At 45.4% G+C, this 20,062-nt stretch carries 12 protein-coding genes; all 12 read left to right on the forward strand.

The features are described from left to right. Nucleotides 1–6 precede the first annotated feature (6 nt). The 12 genes from J2X61_RS06600 (at nucleotide 7) to J2X61_RS06655 (ending at nucleotide 19,981) form a co-directional block, all read left to right on the forward strand. Nucleotides 7–1,605 carry an extracellular solute-binding protein gene (locus tag J2X61_RS06600; protein ID WP_310186699.1) on the forward strand — a complete coding sequence of 533 codons (1,599 nt, stop codon included), beginning with the start codon at nucleotides 7–9 and terminating at the stop codon, nucleotides 1,603–1,605. A gap of 224 nt (nucleotides 1,606–1,829) precedes the next feature. Continuing rightward, a complete protein-coding gene (locus tag J2X61_RS06605) occupies nucleotides 1,830–3,017 on the forward strand; it encodes an AGE family epimerase/isomerase (RefSeq protein WP_310186701.1) in 1,188 nt (395 codons plus the stop codon). 192 nt (nucleotides 3,018–3,209) lie between these two features. Beyond that, nucleotides 3,210–4,565: a glycoside hydrolase family 28 protein gene (locus J2X61_RS06610; RefSeq protein ID WP_310186702.1), complete on the forward strand. Its 1,356-nt coding sequence runs from the start codon at nucleotides 3,210–3,212 to the stop codon at nucleotides 4,563–4,565. A gap of 483 nt (nucleotides 4,566–5,048) precedes the next feature. Continuing rightward, nucleotides 5,049–5,207 (forward strand): hypothetical protein, encoded by a 159-nt coding sequence (locus J2X61_RS06615; protein ID WP_310186703.1) that lies wholly within the window; start codon nucleotides 5,049–5,051, stop codon nucleotides 5,205–5,207. 374 nt (nucleotides 5,208–5,581) lie between these two features. Then, the gene (locus tag J2X61_RS06620) at nucleotides 5,582–7,186 is read left to right on the forward strand and encodes a response regulator (protein ID WP_310186704.1); all 1,605 of its coding nucleotides are present in this window, start codon (nucleotides 5,582–5,584) and stop codon (nucleotides 7,184–7,186) included. After that, nucleotides 7,183–8,979: a cache domain-containing sensor histidine kinase gene (locus J2X61_RS06625; RefSeq protein WP_310186705.1), complete on the forward strand. Its 1,797-nt coding sequence runs from the start codon at nucleotides 7,183–7,185 to the stop codon at nucleotides 8,977–8,979. The genes J2X61_RS06620 and J2X61_RS06625 overlap by 4 nt, the downstream gene beginning before the upstream one ends. Further along, the gene (locus J2X61_RS06630) at nucleotides 8,969–9,955 is read left to right on the forward strand and encodes a substrate-binding domain-containing protein (protein WP_310186706.1); all 987 of its coding nucleotides are present in this window, start codon (nucleotides 8,969–8,971) and stop codon (nucleotides 9,953–9,955) included. The genes J2X61_RS06625 and J2X61_RS06630 overlap by 11 nt, the downstream gene beginning before the upstream one ends. 24 nt (nucleotides 9,956–9,979) lie before the next feature. Then, nucleotides 9,980–11,248 carry an ABC transporter substrate-binding protein gene (locus J2X61_RS06635; protein WP_310186707.1) on the forward strand — a complete coding sequence of 423 codons (1,269 nt, stop codon included), beginning with the start codon at nucleotides 9,980–9,982 and terminating at the stop codon, nucleotides 11,246–11,248. Nucleotides 11,249–11,474: 226 nt separating this feature from the next. Next, nucleotides 11,475–12,866, forward strand: coding sequence for an ABC transporter substrate-binding protein (locus tag J2X61_RS06640; RefSeq protein WP_310186708.1), 1,392 nt, complete (start codon nucleotides 11,475–11,477; stop codon nucleotides 12,864–12,866). A 112-nt stretch (nucleotides 12,867–12,978) separates the two neighbouring features. After that, complete coding sequence (locus J2X61_RS06645) at nucleotides 12,979–13,902, forward strand: carbohydrate ABC transporter permease (RefSeq protein WP_310186790.1); 924 nt, start codon at nucleotides 12,979–12,981, stop codon at nucleotides 13,900–13,902. Nucleotides 13,903–13,914: 12 nt separating this feature from the next. After that, on the forward strand, nucleotides 13,915–14,763 hold the full coding sequence (locus J2X61_RS06650) for a carbohydrate ABC transporter permease (protein WP_310186710.1): 849 nt from the start codon (nucleotides 13,915–13,917) through the stop codon (nucleotides 14,761–14,763). 58 nt (nucleotides 14,764–14,821) lie between these two features. Then, nucleotides 14,822–19,981, forward strand: coding sequence for a discoidin domain-containing protein (locus tag J2X61_RS06655; RefSeq protein ID WP_310186711.1), 5,160 nt, complete (start codon nucleotides 14,822–14,824; stop codon nucleotides 19,979–19,981). The last annotated feature ends 81 nt before the right edge of the window (nucleotides 19,982–20,062 follow it).

Raw genomic sequence — 20,062 nt, forward strand, 5'->3', positions numbered from 1 at the left:
ACTTATATGAAAATGAAACGTATGGCCACAGCGGTATTATCCGTTGCGCTGGCGGTTTCGACCGCTGCATGTGGCAGCGAGACGAGCACGAACGATAGCGGATCTGCGGGTACGTCAGAAGCGGCGAAGCCGGTCACCTTGAAGGGGATGCTTTTCGGTGATGCACCGAAAGATATGCCGTTCGTCTTGCAGGAATTCGAAAAGCGGACACAAGCTACGCTGAATACGAAGCTGGATATTCAATGGAACCCGATCAGCGACCACAAGCAAAAGGTGAAGCTGATGATGGCCGCAGGCGAAGAGGTCGATTTCGTATTTGACGCCGATTTCCAAAACCTGAGAGAGCTTATTCCGCAAGGCGCCTACGCACAGCTTGACAAGTATTTCAATAACGATGCTTATCCGGGATTGAAGAAAGCGTTTTCCCCTGAGTACATCGAGATGAACAAGCGTTTTGACAACCATCTGTATACCATTCCGTTTACGCAGTATTTCTATGATATTCCGGTCATTTTCATCCGCAAGGATTTGCGGGAGAAGCTGGGCTTCGCCAAGCCGATTTCCAGCTATGACGAACTGCAGCAATTTTACGAGAAAGTGCTTCAATCTGAAAAGGGGATGACCCCTCTAGCCGTAAAAGGCAACGGCGGCTTCCAGGAGGTGCTGGCTCCCGATCGGCCAGAGCTCGGTACCGTGCGTCCTCTGAACCTGGGCGGTATTGTGTATCAAGTCCACCTGAGCGATGACCTGAAAAAGGTGAAGGAAGTTGTGGCCTTCGGTGATCCGGAATCGGAATGGGCGAAACTGCCTGCGCCGTTCAACACAATGAAGAGCGCCTTCGTACAGTATGACAAGTGGGCCGAATGGAGCAAGTATTTGGAAAAGGATGTCTTAAGTCAGAAGGATCAGCAAGCTTACTTCATGTCCGGAAAAGCGGCATCCTACTACGGGACATTGTCTGGATATGCGGCGGCGAAAAAAAAGCTGAAGGATACGATTGCAGGAGCTGACCTGGAGTTCTTCGTCCTTAAGGAGAATATTCGCAATATGAAGCCGAAGGCAATCTCCACCAATTACAAGGCGAATAATTCGCTGGCGATACCGGTATCGTCCCAAAATATCGACAGAACGATGAAGTTCTTTGACTGGCTGTTCCAGAACCGGGAGAATCATGATTTGTTCGAATACGGTATACAGGGTAAGCATTGGGAGCCGGTTGGTGATAACCAGCTGAAGCTGCTCGAAGAATCCAAGAATTATACTTTCCCTGGATATGAATTCACTTGGAATCCGAATATGATCCGTCTGCCTGACGATTTGGACGAAACGGCTAAGAAATACTTTGAGTATTCCGCAAAAGCCGATACGTATTATGCCGCCGTGCTGGCTGCATTCGCTTTTGATACGAGCAATGTGAAAGCGGAATTTGCCAATGTGCAATCCAAGGCGGATCCGTTTATTCAAACGCTCAAGGCCGGCCAAATGAAGGATTGGGAGACTCAAGCCGTGAAGCTGAACAGCGAGCTGAAGGCTCTTGGTCTGGATAAGATCCGTGCGGAAATAGCTAAGCAGGTTCAGGAGTATTTGGATAAGGGCGGCAAATAGTCGATTGGATACGGAAAGGCCGGTCGTTGTAGGAATATATAGCGGCCGGTTTTTTTCATGGATTTAGCAAGGCATATAACCATGAAGCGACTGGAGGAGTATTCATGCTTTCAAGAAAGTTAATCCTTAGCCTACACGGCATGTTCTTAAAAAAGGACACTTTCTTCTAAAGAAACCGCATACCACTCGCAGAGTGAGTGAAATAAAATGTACACATACCACGAATGAAGAGAAAGCGGGGACTTCTGATGCTGCATACCTTACAAGCCCATGATCGAGAATGGGTACAAAAAACGATTGAGAAGATAAAAGTCAAAATGGATTGGGTCAGCGAGAAATCCAAATATAAAATTCCCTATACGGCGGTAAACGGGACACATGATGACCGGGCCAGCCATAATCCAAGCGGATACGACGCCGACGGCATTTGCTGGTGGACCAATGGTTTTTGGGGCGGCATGATGTGGCTGATGCACCACGAAACCGGCGACGAGAAATACAAGGAGATCGCGGGCATCTCGGAAGCGTACCTGGATCGGTGCTTTCAAGAGTTTAACGGACTGCATCACGATGTAGGATTTATGTGGCTTCCCACAAGTGTGGCGAATTACAGGGTCACTCAAAACCCGGAGTCGCGCAAAAGATCCCTGCACGCTGCCAACCTGCTCGCGGGACGCTTTAATCTGGCGGGCGGATTTATCCGCGCGTGGAATGATCTCGAGGAAGGCGATACGAGAGGCTGGGCGATCATTGACTGTATGTTCAACATCCCGCTTTTGTATTGGGCTTCGGAAGAAACGGGGGACCCGCGCTTTAAGCAAATCGCCATGCGGCATGCGGATACGTCGATGACGGCCTTCGTCAGACCGGACGGCTCTGTGAATCACATTGTGGAATTCGATCCATTCCAGGGCGGCGTAGTCCGTACCTACGGCGGGCAAGGCTTTGCGGAAGGCTCGTCCTGGACAAGAGGGCAAAGCTGGGCACTGTACGGTTTTATGATGAGCTACATTCATACGGGCAAGGAAGAGTACCTGCAAACCGCCATGCGGATCGCTCATTATTTTATCGCGAATATTCCGGCGGACGGAATTATTCCGGTGGATTTCAGACAGCCTCAGGAGCCTAAGCTTCAGGATGATACGGCGGCGGTCATTGCTGCATGCGGCCTGATAGAAATCGCCAAGGCGATAGGCGAGTACGAGCGGGATCTCTATTTGAACACAGCGCTGAAGCTGTTGAAAACAGTGGAAGAATCCCGCTGTGATTGGACAGATGCCAGTGACAGCATTTTGCAATACGGCTCGGAGGCTTACTTCCGAAACTCCCATCACCATCCGATTATTTATGGGGACTATTATTTCATGGAAGCCATTTTTAAGCTTAAGGGCAATGATTTGTATTTGTGGTAAAGTGATCGACGATTGCTGCACTTCATGAGGAGAATACTAAGGGATGATAAAAGGGTGCAGGTCAATAAGCGCCCCTCATATCTATGTACGGTGATTACATTAACGGGCAAAGCCGAGTGAAGTCAGGACGCTTTGCCGGACTATCCTTAGGGGAGCTGTGGAAGGAGCAGCCGGAATTGGAGGATACCAGTGATGCGGGATGTATTTGATGTGAAAGACTACGGGGCAAAAGGTGATGGCGATACTGTTGACACGATAGCCATTCAAAAAGCGATTGACGATTGTTTCGCAGCAGGCGGTGGATATGTTGTATTGGCGGGCGGCACGTATGTCTGTGGAACGATATTTTTGAAATCCAATGTTTACTTGCAGGTGAATCCGTCGGCAACGCTGTTAGCAAATCCAGATATCAATGATTATCCGGACGGGACGCACTATAACCGTTATGTCAATGAGAAAGACATGGATAAATGCTTTATTTATGCCGAAGATGCAACGAACATTGGCGTAATCGGAGATGGTGAAATTAACGGCAACGCCGAAAGCTTTCCGAATGAAGGCAGCATTTATCGCCCGATGATGATGAGGTTTTTACGCTGTAAGCATATTCGAGTCAAAGGCTTGCGTCTCTACAACTCGACCGCTTGGACGACGGCTTTTCTAGACAGCGAGAATATTTGGTGCGAGGACCTGGACATTCGCAATGACAGAAGGTACAACGGGGACGGGCTGGATTTTGACGGCTGCAAGAACGTCTTTGTCTCCAATTGCAAAATTCTCGGAACTGATGATAACCTTTGTTTGCAAGCAAGCAGCAAGGAATATCCAATGAAAAATGTGCACATTACGGGTTGCCACTTTACCTCCATTTGTGCAGGAATTCGTATCGGGCTTAAATCCGTAAGCGATATCTCGAATGTTACGATCCACAATTGTACGTTCGAGAACGTATGGCGTGAAGGAATTAAGATTGAATGTACAGAAGGCGGTAGCATTACCGATATCGTGGCCCAGGGCCTTGTCATGCGCAATGTTACACGGCCGATTTTTATCATTTTGAATAATCGGCTTGATGTTATCGGTTCTTCGATTGGTCTGGAAGTCATGCCCGAGATCGGTAAGATGGAGCGGATTACCCTGTCGGATGTGATTGCGACGGATGATGATGAGATGTTGAACACCCATTACCGTTTCACCGACGATATCATGGGCTGCCCTTCCTTTAACGGAATCAGGGTCGATGCCTGCGAAAGCTATCCGATTCGCGATTTAACCTTGAAGAATATAATCTATACCTTTGTTGGCGGTGTGAAAAAAGAAGACATTCCAGCAGAATATCCGAAGGTTTGGGATATGCGCTATGATCATCCGGAGAAAGTATCCGAAAATTATTACCCGACCTGGAGCCGGACGACTTTTATGGATGTCCGAAACGTGGAGCGGCTTACACTAGACGGGTTGAAGTTTCATGCCATGAAAGAAGATACGAGAGATCCGTATATCATTGAGAATTGTAAGATTGTTAAAGAAGATATTACGGTGTTTTAATAGAAGGATCAAAGAGGGACGCGATTCATGCAGCATCCCTCTTTTGGTATTTCGTAGGTTAACAGCCGGCCGACATCACGATACCCTCATGGGTCCGGGGACAGAATAGCTTTAACATGCAAAAAGTTTAGCCGCCTAATTGGGCTAAGGTTTGATCTTGCTTAGCGAACTCCTGTAATACGATAGCGTTGACTATCATAGGAACCAGTGCGATCTATAGCTACATGACCGTCACCGTTTACGGTTATGTTGATCCAATTGAATCGCCGGTATTCGTAAGTGATACCGTCATCCTTTGTTCCTTGTGTTGATTGTCTTTCATGGAAGAAAAACGTTCGAAATCTAAGAAAACAAGAGTATTTAAGAGCTAACTGATTCTCCATAGAGGGAGTTTAGTACAATCATAAGGTTCCAACAATTCTTAACTTGATGATAACGTCACGTTGGCAAGGAGATAAGATAAAAAGAGGAGGTTATTATAAAATGGATGAACAAAAGGAAACAGTCAGGTCAGTAGATCCCAAGACGGGAAAATCGACAGAAGTCAATGTTATCCTAGATCATGTTCGGAGCGGCGGAATGGCCTACACTGCAGAAGAAGTAGAAAGCAAGCATAGTGATAGCCAGAAGGACAAAAAGTGACTTATAAATAAAATGCGCATGCAATTATATTGCATGCGTTTTTTAGTGGCATCGATTGAAATCACCTACAACTAAAAAGTTATTGGTGATGCCTGATCTTATTAGCTTGGACACCGATGGAGCGACTTTTTACTGCATCGAAAAATTTCATGGACGAGGTTTTAGACCGGCATGAGTTGATAAGATTGTTATCTGTTTTGATCCCGAACTAGAGAATATATGATGGAAATCGACAAAACCATACAAATTAGACTCCTTCACGATGCATGTAAAAGCTTATATAATAATAGGAAATGAACGTTTTTGGCGAAACGAACCATTGAAAATGAAAGTTACAAGCAATGGAGGTGAACGTTCTGTATAAAATCGTAATCGTGGATGACGAAATTGAAGTTAGGGAAGGCATAAAAGAAATCATTGAATGGGAGAAGCACGGATTTGAGTGCATTGGTTGTTATCGGAATGGCAGTGAAGCCTTGGAAGGCATAGCGGAACAAAGGCCAGATCTTGTGTTGTCTGATATTTGCATGCCATTCGTAGATGGTATCGAGCTGACTAGACAGATTCATTTCAAATATCCTTATATAAAGGTCATTATCCTTACTGGTCATGATGATTTTGACTATGCGCAGAAAGCGCTTCGTCTGAAAGTACATGATTTCATTGTAAAACCGATTACGGCGAACGAGCTTCGCAGTCTGCTTGATAAAGTGAAAGAGGAGTTGGATCAGGAAGCGGAGAATCGAGAAAATCTTTCTCAGCTCAAGATGCAGCTCCATCAAAGCTTACCCTTACTAAGAGAACGCTTTCTTGAACAGTTAATCAACGGTACATTAAGAGACGTTCCCATTCACGCCAGGTTTGAATATTTCGGTATACCACTAATGCCTCCTCCTTATCTAGTGGCAGCCATTGAAATTGACGAGCTAGACGAGCTGAAAAAAGCGAAATGGCAGAACGACCCCGAGCTGTTCCGGTCCGCTGCCTATAATATTGTTCAAGAGGTGATGGAGGGAAAAGACGCGATTGTCTTTCGTACGAGAGAAGATCGGATCATCGTTGTCTTTGCTTGCGGAGCGGAAGGAGAGACCTATGAAACAGCGCTTAACTTCTCAGAGGTGATCCGCTTCTGTGTGGACAAATATTTGAAATCAACAGTTACTGTTGGTGTGGGGACGCTATGTCGAACATTCAATGAACTCCCGCATTCTTATAAATGTGCACTCTCCGCATTGGATTATCGCTTTTTGCTTGGTAAGAATAGAGTCATAAGCATTCTGGATATGGAAGGCGCAAAGAAGCCATTGCAGCTCATTGATGTCGAATGGAACCGCAAGTTCGTTACCCTGGTCAAAACGGGGACGACCACAGAGGCTCAAACACTCATTGAGCAATTAATCAGAGGCTTGAAGGCATCCTTAATGCCAATCGGCGGCTGTTATTTACAAATCCAATCCATTATTATTGCTATTGTTAATACGATTCACGAATTAGCGGGGGCTGACTTCGTTCATTTCAAAGGGCATGATATCGTTCTCCAAGATATGAACCGCTTCAAAACATTGGATGATATTGAAGCTTGGCTCAACACGATTTGTAATGAAGCCATCTCCTATATTGCAGAGCAAAGAAAAGATCAATCCAAAATGCAGGTGCTGAAAGTAGTCGAATACATTGAGAACCATTATGCGAATGAGAATCTGACGGTCGATGAGATTTGCCGCTATGTGCATTTAAGCAAAAGTTATTTCAGTACAGTATTTAAGCAGCATAAGGAATATTCCATTATGGAATTTGTCACAAGGGTTCGAATTGAAAGCGCCAAGAATTTGCTTCAACAAACCTCTCTAAAATCTTATGAAGTGGCATTAAAAGTAGGTTACAGCGATCCTCAATACTTCAGCGTGCTATTTAAAAAGCATACAGGAGCAACACCTACTGAGTTCCGGGATAAACTGCCGAGGGAGAGGGCCAAATGAGGAAGGAACGGGATGTGGGATTGTTTCTTTTTAAATTCAAAAGCATCCAATCCAGTATTTCTGTCGTCTTTTCTTGCTTAATTTTATTTTTAATTGTCATCACGAGTTTTATTTCCTATCGACTGTCTGCTGACGCGGTAGAAATGAATTCCCAGCACTACATATCGGAGATTATTCAACAAGTCAATATTAATATTCAATCCTACATAACCAATATGGAAGATATCTCTGTACTTGCCTCGACGAATAAAGATGTGAAATATTACATTACGGAGACGAGCTTTATTAGCGATGAAGAACGCAGGCCTTATGAGAAAAGAATATCTGATTTATTTCAATCAATATTAATTACCCGCAAAGATATCGCATCGATCATGGTTTTTGGTTATAACGACCGCTTTGTATCCGATCGAAGAATTACAAGCTTGAATGTAAACGCTAACATCGAGGAACAGTCTTGGTATCGACGTGCAAAGACGGAGGGCGGTAAATCGGTGATTTCGGCTCCGCATGTCCAAAATATTATTCAAAATGAGTACCGCTGGGTTGTTTCCTTAAGCCGGGAACTGAAGAGTGCGGACGGCATTACAGGCGAAGGTATTTTGTTGGTTGATCTAAATTTGAATGTGATCAATGAAATTTGTAATCATATCAATTTGGGCAAAAGAGGATATGTGTTCATTGTCGATCATGATGGTAATATCGTGTATCATCCGCAGCAGAAGCTGATTAACAGCAATCTCAAGGAGGAAATGGTTGACGAAGTCAGGCAATCCGGCAGCGGCAGCTTCATGACGGGTGAAGGGAATAAAAAACGGATCTATACGATACAGGAAACGCACTTTGGCTGGAAAATAGTCGGTGTTGCTTACGCAAGTGAGTTGATCGCCAACCAGCACAAAATCAATTTATCCTACTTCTTATGGACAATTCTAGCTTTAGTTATCGCGCTGTACCTCTCTTTCTTCCTCTCCCGCTATCTTTCACGCCCCATCAAGATGCTCCAAAGCAACATGAAGCAAGTTGAAAAAGGAGATTTTAGCATCCAATCCGAATTTCGAAGCGACAATGAGATTGGGCAATTAGGCCAAACGTTCAATGTCATGGTTAGTCGAATCAAAGAGTTGATGCATCAAATCATTCAGAACGAAGAAAGTAAACGAAAGAGTGAAATGAAGCTGCTTGAAGCGCAGATTAATCCCCATTTCTTGTATAATACATTGGATTCAATTATTTGGATGGCAGAACGTAAAAAGTACGATGAGGTGGTTCTCATGACTTCTTCGTTAGCCAAGCTGTTTCGCTCGATCATTAATAAAAATAATGAAACGGTTCCTGTCCGAGTAGAAATTGAACATATTACAAATTATTTATTGATTCAAAGATTGAGATATAAGGATAAGCTGGATTTCCAAATCGATGTTGATCCTCGAATCCTTGACGTTCATATTCCTAAGATCATTTTGCAGCCTATTGTAGAAAATGCCATTTACCATGGTATAAAAAACAAATTGGAAACAGGTCTGGTAAAGATCTCAGGTAAAGAAGATGGAGACACGATTGTCTTTGTTGTGGCGGATGATGGTGTAGGCATGGAACCGGATAAACTGAATCAGATTTTAAAGGCGAAGGATGGGATTAAGAGAGGGATTGGAGTAAGTAATGTAAATGAGCGGATCCAACTGCTGGGCAATGCGTTTGGCCTTCGTTTTCAAAGTGAGAAATGGGAAGGCACTGAAGTTACGATTGTATTGCCAAAATATGTTCAGAAAGGAGTTATAGATGGCTCTTAAAAAGCCAGTGTTTTTAGCCGTTTTTCTGGTTATTTTTTGTGGATTTTTCGTGGTATTCAGTGTAGAGATGCTGCATATTACAAATCAAAGGAAGTTTGAAATTGCTGTCGTTCTGAAAACGAACAATAGTCGCTCCGATTATTGGCAAATGGTTAGTGCAGGCGTGAAGGCGGCTGCAAAGGAATATGCCGTCAACGTGGACGTCTCAGGCCCGATTTCGGAAACGGATACAGCTGGACAAATCCGGTATTTGGAGGAAGCTCTGATGAACAAGCCTGATGCTATCGTCATTGCTGCAACCGATTACAACAAAATCGCGGGGGTTGCCCGGAAAATAAAGGAGTCTGGCGTCAAGCTTATCTTGATGGACTCACCTATTCACGGCACAGATGCGTTAAGTCTAATCGCCACCAATAATATCGAAGCGGGGAGAAAAGCCGGATTATTACTTGCTGGAGGGCAGAACGGCAATTTAATGAAAGTTATGTCGCTGAGCGGTAACGGATCTTTAGCCGAACAGGAACGCAATGAAGGATTTAAAGATGCAATTGCTAAATTTCCCGGAGTTGAATATGCAGGAAATTACGAGTTCGACGGGACCGAGGATGGCGCCTATGATCGGGTGAAAAATCTGCTAGAAGCATACCCGGATATCCAGGGCATTGCAGGGCTAAATGAAACGGCGGCTCTAGGGGCTGCTAGACTGGTGAAAGAAAAAAAGTGGCGAGATAAAATTAAAATAGTGGGGTTCGATAGTTCCATTTACGAAATTAAACTATTAGAAGAAGGATTACTACACGCGACGATTGTACAAAAGCCTTTTAACTTAGGGTATCTGGCTATTGAAACGACCGTACAGGCTCTGAACGGAATTAAAGTGAAGCCCAAGGTTGATATTGACGCCGTTGTTATTACCAAAGAAAACATGTATACCCAAGAAAATCAAGAATTGCTTTTTCCATTGGTAGAGAAGTAGCGCTTGGGCGAAAGGGGGTCTCCAATGAGAAAATTACATAAACTTAAAATGATAGCTTCAGTTACAGTCCTTCATCTCATACTTCTTGCTGGATGCACGTGGAAGGACGCGCCTCAGCCGGCTTCGGGTGTCGATGACGCGAACGCGCTAATTACCTTTGTTGCTCCTGAATATAGCTCGTCTACAAGACCCTTTTTTGAAAATCTGGTCAAAGAATTTGAGAACAAATACCCGCACATTAAGGTCGAGTTGCAAGTTATCAACTGGGATATTTTGGATAGCGCTTACAATACGATGATTAGCCGCAATCAGCCCCCGGATTTGCTTCTTACGAATATTTATGCACATTTTGCAAAAGATGGTTTGTTGAACAGTATGCAAGACATTCTTTCGCCCGAATTGCAGAAGAAGTTTTACCCTTTTCTCATAGATAGCACTAAAATGCAAGGGATTCAATATACGGCTCCTTATGCCACAACGATCAGAGAACTGTATTATAACAAAGATATTTTCAATGAAGCAGGCCTTACAGAACCGCCTAAAACATGGCGTGAACTGGAGCAAGTTGCCCGTATCATCAAGGAAACTAAACAAGTTGACGGTTTTGGGGTCGATTTGACAGATAATGAGATATGGGCATATCTCTCTTACTTTTTCTATGGCGCTGGGGGAGGGTGGATGAAGAATGGGGATTGGGCTATTAATTCTCCCGAAAATGTAGAAGGCATCACGTTTCTAAAGGAGCTCTATGAGAAAGGTTTGACGGACCCGGAGCCAGCAATTACCACACGTGATGAAAAGCAACGCATTCTCGGTAATGGCAAATTAGGTATGCTTATTTCAGGCAACTATTTTGAAGCTGTCGTCCCGCATGAATACCCTGGATTAAAATGGGCGAAAGGACCCATCCCGGTAAAAGAGGGACAGACGCCACTTATACTAGGTGTACAGGATGTATGGATATCATTTAAGACCGATCATACCAACAAGGCGGCATTGTCTAAATTCCTTGATTTTATCTATGAGGATGCTCGTTATGGAGAGTTTGTCATGAAGGAAGGGTTCCTTCCGACCATTCGCACGGTAGGCGATAAATTAGCGGCAACCGATATCTCCATGCAACAAAATCTGGAGTCGATCAAAGGTGCAAGGTTTTATCCGATCAACCATCCTGCCTGGTCAGCGGTTCTTAACGCAACCAGGAATATGGGGCAGACTGTGTTGCTTGGCCAAATGACTCCGAAGCAGGCGCTTGATCGGCTGCAGCAGATCGCCATTGATAAAAGTCACTAATCACTAATCATAGCTAGGGCAAAGGCCAGGAAATGTTTCCTGGTCTTTGTTTTGCGATGACCGAAGCGCGATAAAGACAGTATTTTTTTAACTGTTTTCAGTACTAAATTCAATGGTTGTATAGTGTGAAATTCAATAAGATAAAGGAGTGCAAACGATTAGCAATATGATCTGGCGGCAGCTTCTACACGAGTATGCTCCGCACTATTTCAGGGAGGTCATGATCATGAGGAAATCTAGAAAAGCAATGGCCATGGGTATGATGTTATCAACAGTGTTTCTCACACTAACGGGATGCGGCAGCAATACGGCAAGCAGGACGAACGGAACAGCAGCGCCGGCAGAAAGCATCAAACCAGTGGAAAGCGCTAAACCAGCTGCCAGTACAAAACCGGAGGGGACAACGCTAAAAGGTGACTTTGAAATTCAGTACTTTGTCGGCGGCTATGGCGATGCGTGGTGGAAACAAGCCATTGGCGATTTCCAAAAGCTAAACCCGGACTTGAAGATCAAAGAATCGGCCGGTCCTAAAATTAATGATCAAATGAAGCCTCGCTGGATTCAAGGTAACCCGCCTGATTTTGTTTATATTGACGGGGCCGGCTCTAATACAAGGCAAATGGTTACGGACGATCAACTGATGGATATCACAGACTGGTTGAAGGAGGCTAAGAATGCAGATGGGAAGAGGATACTGGATCTCCTGATTGCGCAACCGGAAGAGTACAAACCAGGCAAAGCTTACGCGGTTCCGCTCGTTTTCGGATCTTGGGGAACATTCTATGATAAAGCCCTATTCAAAAGTAAAGGGTGGGAAGCACCTGCTGATTTCGAAAGCTTCATGGCTTTAGGCGAAAAAATTAAGGCTGACGGAAAAATGAGCGATTATATCCATACGGGTGTTTATCCGTATTATATCAACGGTGGTTTGTTAGACCCGACAATTATTGCTATGAATAACTATGACACCTCCATCTTCAAGAAAATTAACGCCTTGGAAAAAGGGGTTTGGAAAAGTGAGCCCGTTATGAAATCGCTTGCAAAGATTGTGGAAATGAGAGATAAGGGGCTCATCGATAAAGGGTCACCTGCACTTAATCACACGGACTCTCAATCTCAATGGCTGCAGCACAAAGCCGCATTCATTCCGACGGGGATCTGGGTTGAAAGCGAGATGGCGAAGGATATTCCAGCAGGCTTTGAATTTGGTTTTTTACCTTCCATCGGCCAAGACAAAGGCGGAAAGTTCGTTGCAAACCCATACACATCTACTGTAGCCATCGCTAAGAAAGCTAAGAATCCTGAAGCGGCCAAAGCATTCATGCAATTTATTTTCACAGAAAAACAGAGCAAGGCATGGGCGGAGCTTTCCAAGGCTCCTTCGAACATCAAAGCAGATCTGGAAGGGACGAATGCACCGGCTCTGACGAAGGAAGCAGCTAAGTTCTATAACTCACCGAATACAGTCGTTGCTCCTGAAGTCGTTATCCCTGAGGAGCTGGTCACAGCAAGAAATAATGCGACGCTAGCGCTTACTAAAGGTGAAATTACACCACAGCAGTGGGCTGACCGCATGGAAGAAGCAACGGAGAAGATTCGTTCCAAAGAAAAGAAATAAGCAGCGATAAGGATTTGAATGATAATAAGGGAACTCGGCAGCCTCCCTTATTATCATTCAGAAATTTAGATTGGAGGAAAGTATGAAAGTGAGTAAGAACGTCGCAACTGGCATGAGCGATCAGAGACTAAGTGTTAAAACCGGTACTGCGAAGATCAAGCGTAATATCTTCATTCTCACCTTCACTCTCCCAACTTTGCTTCTTTATCTCGTGTTTACCGTATACCCGTTGTTCAAGGGAATCTATTTGAGTTTATTTGATTGGTCTGGCGGTTCCGAGACCTATAACTTTATTGGGTTTGGAAACTTCAAGGACATGATGCAGGACAATGTCATCTTGAAGACAGTTCGAAATGACTACATTTTACTTATCGGTAAGGTAATTGGATTCATGATTATGTCCATGTTTTTTGCCGTTGCGCTAACTCGCTTTAAAATCAGGGGTTCAGGTTTTTACCGCATTATCTTCTTTATCCCTAATGTGCTCTCGGTTGTAGTCGTCGGAGTTCTGTGGCGATATGTGTATAATCCGAACCTCGGATTCTTAAATTCCTTTATCTCTTTATTTACGGATAAACCGTATAGTTTCGCTTGGTTAGGTGATAAATGGTCGATATTTGCACTTTTGCCGCCATCCATTTGGGCAGGTATCGGTTTTACGATCATCTTGCTAATCGCCGGCATTCTGAGTATTCCATCATCGTTATTTGAATCGGCAGAGATTGACGGCGCGTCGCAGTGGCATCAATTTTGGTTGATTACCCTGCCCCTGTCATGGGAGCAAATCAAGACATCTGTGCTCTGGATTGTCATGACGACACTCAATGGATCTTTCGTTATCGTCACGATTATGACTTTCGAAGGCGGTGTGGATAATGCCACACAGGTTATGGGTTCCTATCTGTATTTGAACGCATTCAAGTTCGGCAAATTCAGTTATGCGTCAGCGATTGGCGTCCTCATTCTGGTGCTCTCTTTAATTACTACAGCAGGTCTTCAAAGGCTAATGAAGAGGGAGACCATTGAATTAACGTAGAGGAGTTTTCTTATGAATCAACGTGTAGTGAGTCCTGTCTTTCGGTGGTTTTTCAAGCTAAGTCTAATCGCTTGGTCCTTATGTGTCCTGTATCCATTGCTATGGACGATTTTCAGCTCCTTGAAGGATAATCAGCAGTTCTTCTTAGGCAAACCGTGGAGCCTGCCCAAACTTCCGCTGCTTTGGTCCAATTTCTCATTTGTTTGGGACAAATATAACTTTGGCCACAACTTCGTGAACTCACTTGTTGTAACGCTGACAAGCACGATATTTGGTGTCCTCTTATCCGCTACGACAGCCTATGTGATAGCCAGATTTACATTCCGTGGAAATGGACTGCTTTATTATTCTTATCTCTCCTATATGATGATTCCAACTTTCCTTGGCATTATTCCGTTATTCTTCTTGCTGAATGATCTTCATCTAACGAACAATTTATTTGGTCTCATGCTAGTTTATATGGTAACGGCTGTGCCTTTTGCCGTATTTGTTTTAGTAAGCTTTTTCAAATCACTGCCAAGTGAACTCGAAGAATCCGCTGCGATCGACGGCGCTTCCCATTATGGCGTTTTTTTCCGTATCATGCTTCCGCTGGCTAAGCCAGGCTTGATGTCCGTAGCTATTATTACCGTGCTTAATATTTGGAATGAATATGTTTTTGCGTTAGTGCTTATTAATGATCCAAGCAAATATACGATACCGGTTGCCATTGCAGTCATGCAAGGGGAAATGCAGTACCGAACAGAATGGGGACCTCTCTTCGCGGCTCTTCTCATTTCGATGGGTCCGACGGTTGTGTTTTATAGTGTTTTTCAAAGACAGATTACAGGAGGGATGACGGCTGGGGCATTAAAAGGGTAGAAGGTCCTCAATAGATGGATCATACGATGTAAAAAAATGAAAGAGGAGCGTGTAGAAAGTGAGAACGCTTAAAAATGCCATTGCTTTTGTTGGCGGCCTCATGGTTATGATAGCGATGCTATTCATTGCCGGCACAACGACTTATGCAGCATCGGTTGGCGACATCACGAATTTTGAGAAAACGGATGATAACACGTTTACGATCACATCCGGATCGGATCAAGTAAAAGTGATTTTTAACCGGAATGATATGGTTCGTATTTGGCTTGGGGTAGGCGGGAACTTCCAAACGCTCGCCGGCAAGAGCACAGCGACACCGAAAGAACCGATCGTGATTAAGGATGACTTCGGTCCGGTCACGACAGATTGGTCGGACGAGGGCGACTACTACAAAATCGCTACCGGCAAGTTTGTTCTGCGCGCCTATAAAAGCCCGCTCAAATTCGCGATGTATAAGAGCGATAATGCTACGGTCGTATGGCAAGAAGAGTCTCCGTTAAGCTACAGCTCATCCTCGACAACGCAGAAGCTTACAAGAGGAGTGGATGAGTATTATTACGGCGGAGGGATGCAGAACGGATTCTTCTCTCACCGCGATAAGACGATTAAGATCGCCAAAAACTTCGGCGACTGGGGAAGCGGCACGGTGTCTAATCCATCTCCGTTTTACCTCAGCACGGCTGGCTATGGTGTACTTCGCAATACATTCCAAGACGGAACCTATGATTTCGGCAGCCCTGCACAGCTGACACATAATGAAAATCGCTTTGATGCGTACTATTTCTATGGAGAGACAATGAAAGATATTTTGAACGGTTATACGGATTTAACCGGCAAACCTACGCTGATTCCAAGATGGGGAATGAGTATGGGGGATGCGGATTGTTACAACACTAGCAACACTGGCGCTAATAAACCTAATAAGCTGACGACACCGGATGTGTTGAAAGTGGCGCAAGGCTTCCGTGACAATGACATGCCGGGTGGTTGGCTGCTGCCGAACGACGGATATGGCTGCGGATATGTACAGCTTCCGGGCACGGTGGCACAGCTTCATGATTTAGGGTTTTACACCGGATTGTGGACACAAAACGGTCTCGCTAATATCGCGACAGAAGTAGGCGTAGCCGGTACTCGTTTGAATAAACTGGACGTTGCTTGGGTTGGACCTGGGTATGACTTTGCGCTAGATGCAACGAAGCAGGCACACCAAGGTGTTGAGAACAACTCGAACTCCCGCGGATTTGTTTGGTCAGTTGGCGGCTGGGCGGGAACACAGCGGTACTCGACCGTTTGGTCGGGCGATCAATCAGGGAACTGGGAATATATTCGTTTCCATATCCCATCCATGATTGGTGCCGGACTATCAGGTATGCCCTATGCAACGGGCGATGTAGACGGGATTTTTGGCGGGAGCGCAAAGACATACGTACGCGATTTGCAATGGAAAGCCTTTACGCCGATCTTAATGAGTATGTCCGGCTGGGCTTCCGTTGATAAACAGCCTTGGCGGTATGGAGAACCGTACACAAGCTATAATCGTGATATTCTGAAACTCAGACAGCGCTTAACTCCTTACTTCTACACCTATTTGAACGAGGCATATGAGTCGGGAGCACCATTCACGAGAGGGATGGTTTACGAATTTCCGAATGATCCCAATACGAAGAGCACATTGACACAGTATCAATTCATGTCAGGGGAATCGTTCTTGGTTGCGCCGGTTTACAAGGATGCCTCAGTCAGAAATGGGATCTACCTTCCGAAAGGTAAATGGATCGATTATTGGACAGGTACAGAACATTATGGGTCCAAGATGCTTGATGAGTACAATGCGCCATTGAACGTACTGCCGCTTCTCGTCAAAGCGGGTGCCATTATCCCTATGTACCCGGAATCGTTATATGACGGTCAACTGCCGCCTAATCCGATTACATACGACATCTATCCATACAAAACTTCCAGTTTCACGATGTACGAAGATGACGGTGTGACGAGAGAACATCGTTCTGGCAAGTTCGCCAAAACCATCATTACCTCAATTGCGCCTGAAACAGGAACAGGGGATCTGAAGGTGCAAGTAGATGCGAGCGTTGGGGATTACAACGGGAAATTGGCAGCACGTACAAATCAATTCCAAATTCATATGCATGCGAAACCAGCAGGTGTGACTATTGGTGGTACCGCTTACACGGAAGTAGCGACTAAAACGGAGTGGGCATCCTCGGCCAGCGGTTGGTATTTCGATGCTGCTGATAAAGGCGGCATCCTCTACATCAAAACTCCGGATATGCCAACCGATCAAGGATTCGAGTTAATCGTAACTGGTTATGAGGCAGATACGACGCCTCTTTCAGATGCGACGGTTATTACTTTGCCAGAACCGGATAATGATCCGACCAAAATCGTGCAAGCTGACATCGTGGCAACGGCTTCTAGTGCTGATACAACTGCGCCTGTTGCGAATGCACTGGATGGCAGTTTGGAGACGATCTGGAGCACCAAGCTGGATGGCAGTGCGCCACTGCCACAATCGATTACACTGAATCTCGGCACGAAGTATGCTGTGAATAAATTGAAGTATTTACCAAGGCAATACTTGGGTACGGACGGCATTATTACAGCTTATAACGTCTACACGAGCACTGATGGAACCAATTTCACGAAGGTAGCCACGGGCACATGGAGTGCGGATAAGCTGGAAAAAACAGTGACGTTCGCTACCGTGGAAGCGCAGTATGTAAAATTGGAAGCAACAGCCGGCGTGAACGGTCTGGCAGCTGCCGCTGAACTAAACGTATACCGTGACGGCTCGGTGCTTGTACCGCTGGCGATACCAAAAAATCAGATGAAAGCATCGGCATTAAGCTTCCAGTCAGGCAGTGAAGCTTCAAAAGCCATTGATGGCGATCCCAACTCTGTTTGGCATACCAAATGGGACGGTTCTGATAAGCTGCCGCAATCGATCATTATTGATCTAGGCAAAGTAAGAAACATTAGCCAATTCCGATACGCACCGCGTACGGATGCTGGCAATGGCACCATTACAGCATTTAATTTGTATGTAAGTACCGACGGAACGAATTATACGAAAATCAGTGACGGGACTTGGGTACGAAACAATGTGAAGAAATATGTGCAAATTGCGGCTGTCGACGCACGGTACGTGAAGCTGGAGGCAACAGCGGCAGTAGGAGGCTTTGTTTCCGCTTCTGAAATCGATGTATATGAAACTCCTCAAGCTCCGCCGACTTTAGGCGATATTCTTAAAGGCAAGCCTGCGGCGGCAGACAGCGTTGAGGCGGCATCCGCAGCAAGCAATGCCAACGACGGCAATATGGATACGATCTGGACGGCCAATGATACCAACACAGGTCACGTTTGGTCTGCTGATTTGGGTAAAATGTACGCGGTTCAGGGACTCGAAATTTCATTCGGACAAAGCGACCAAGTGTACAAATACAAGCTGGAAGTCCGTGAAGCGGGAAGCACCAACTGGGTTCAAGTATTGAACCGCATGAACAATACCGAAGCCGGCCAAGTGTTGAAAGATACATTCGGCAGCCAAGGGCGTTATGTGAGAATTACAATAACCGGCTTGCCTGACGCCGCTGCAAAGGCTAGCATCCGGGAAGTGAAGTTGATCGGATTGCCGATCATCGGGACAGCTCCCGTGACTGGCGTAACGCTGGATCGTTCAACGATTGCGCTGAATGTGTTCGATGCGCCGATTGCGCTGGAAGCGACGGTAATGCCGTTGAACGCGGCGAACACTTCGGTGACATGGAGTACGAGCAACCCGGCGATCGCCATGGTGGATGACAATGGCCTCGTAATACCAAAAGCAGCGGGAACGGCTACCATTACAGCGACTACAGCAGAGGGCGGATTCAAGGCAACTGTGGACGTTACGGTAACCGGACAGAGTGGGTTAGTACAGATACCGCAATCACAAATGACGGCGTCAGCTGCAAGTATCCAAGCCGGGAATGAGGCGGATAATGTGCTAGACGGAGATCTGGACACATGGTGGCACATCAAATGGTTCAACGTTGATCCCCTGCCGCAATCGATTATCTTGAATTTGGGCGGAACTTATAACATCAGCAAGCTGGATTACACGCCTCGCCAAGATGCCGGTAACGGAACAATTACAGCTTACAATGTATACGTAAGTGAAGATGGAGTCCAGTACACGAAAGTGGCGAACGGAGTATGGCAGCAAAATAAAGCGGTAAAAGAAGTGAACTTTGTTCCTGTCAATGCGGCTTTCATCAAGCTTGAAGCTACAGCAGGGGTAGGCAATTTTGCTTCTGCGTCCGAACTGAACGTGTATAAAACGGTTGAAGCTCCTTTCTTGCAAACCGTTTCGTTTGACGCAGCAAGCTATGTAGTGAATCAAGGGCAATTCACACCAGTGAAGGTGACGGCTCAATATTCAGACGGAACCGTTCAGGATGTGACCACGGCATCTTTACTGGAGTCAGGGAATACACACCTTGCTACGGTAGCTAATGGAATATTGACAGGAGTAACCCAAGGCGAGACAGTCTTAACGGCAACGTATGGCGGGAAGCAAGCAACTGCTGCCGTTGTCGTGAATGCTGTTTCTCCACAAGGCTCGTATACCACGTTAACAGGAGTCAATAGCGTACAGGGCGGACAGCCGCTGGAGATTACTTTTGGTTTGAACAGTATAACCCAGCAGGTGTACGCGGAGGACATTTCGCTGACCTACGATCCAAACAGGTTGGAATTCATTTCAGCAGAAGCGCTGATGCCGAACCTCAGCATCGTGAAAACGGTTAAAGATGTCCCAGGAGCACTTCGCTTGATTGCCGCTAGTTATGGGGCGGGTCACGCGATAACGGGCGATGCTCAGTTGATTAAGCTTATGTTTCATTCCAAGCTGACCGGTGCAGTGACTACGACGACAATCGCAGTAACGGATACAATGCTTGGGGATAATCAAGGTAATGAGTTCAAAGCATTAAATTCATCCATTAGCGTAATAGTAACACCGGTTCCTGTCGGAACTCCTGGCGATTTGAACCATGACGGGAAAGTATCGATTGGAGATCTGGGCATGATGGCTGCAAATTACGGTAAAAATACTGCAAGTTCAGATTGGGCGAGCATTAAACACTTCGATACCAACAATGACGGACAAATTGACATCATAGATCTGGCCTTTATTGCTTCGAAAATGATGGAGTAGGCAGAGAAAAAGAGACCCTTAAACGATTCGTTCAAGGGTCTCCTCTTAGGTTTTACCAAAACGATAGGGCGATATAACAAA

This window comes from Bacillus sp. 3255, assembly GCF_031456485.1.
Classification (GTDB): Bacteria; Bacillota; Bacilli; order Paenibacillales; family NBRC-103111; genus Paenibacillus_E.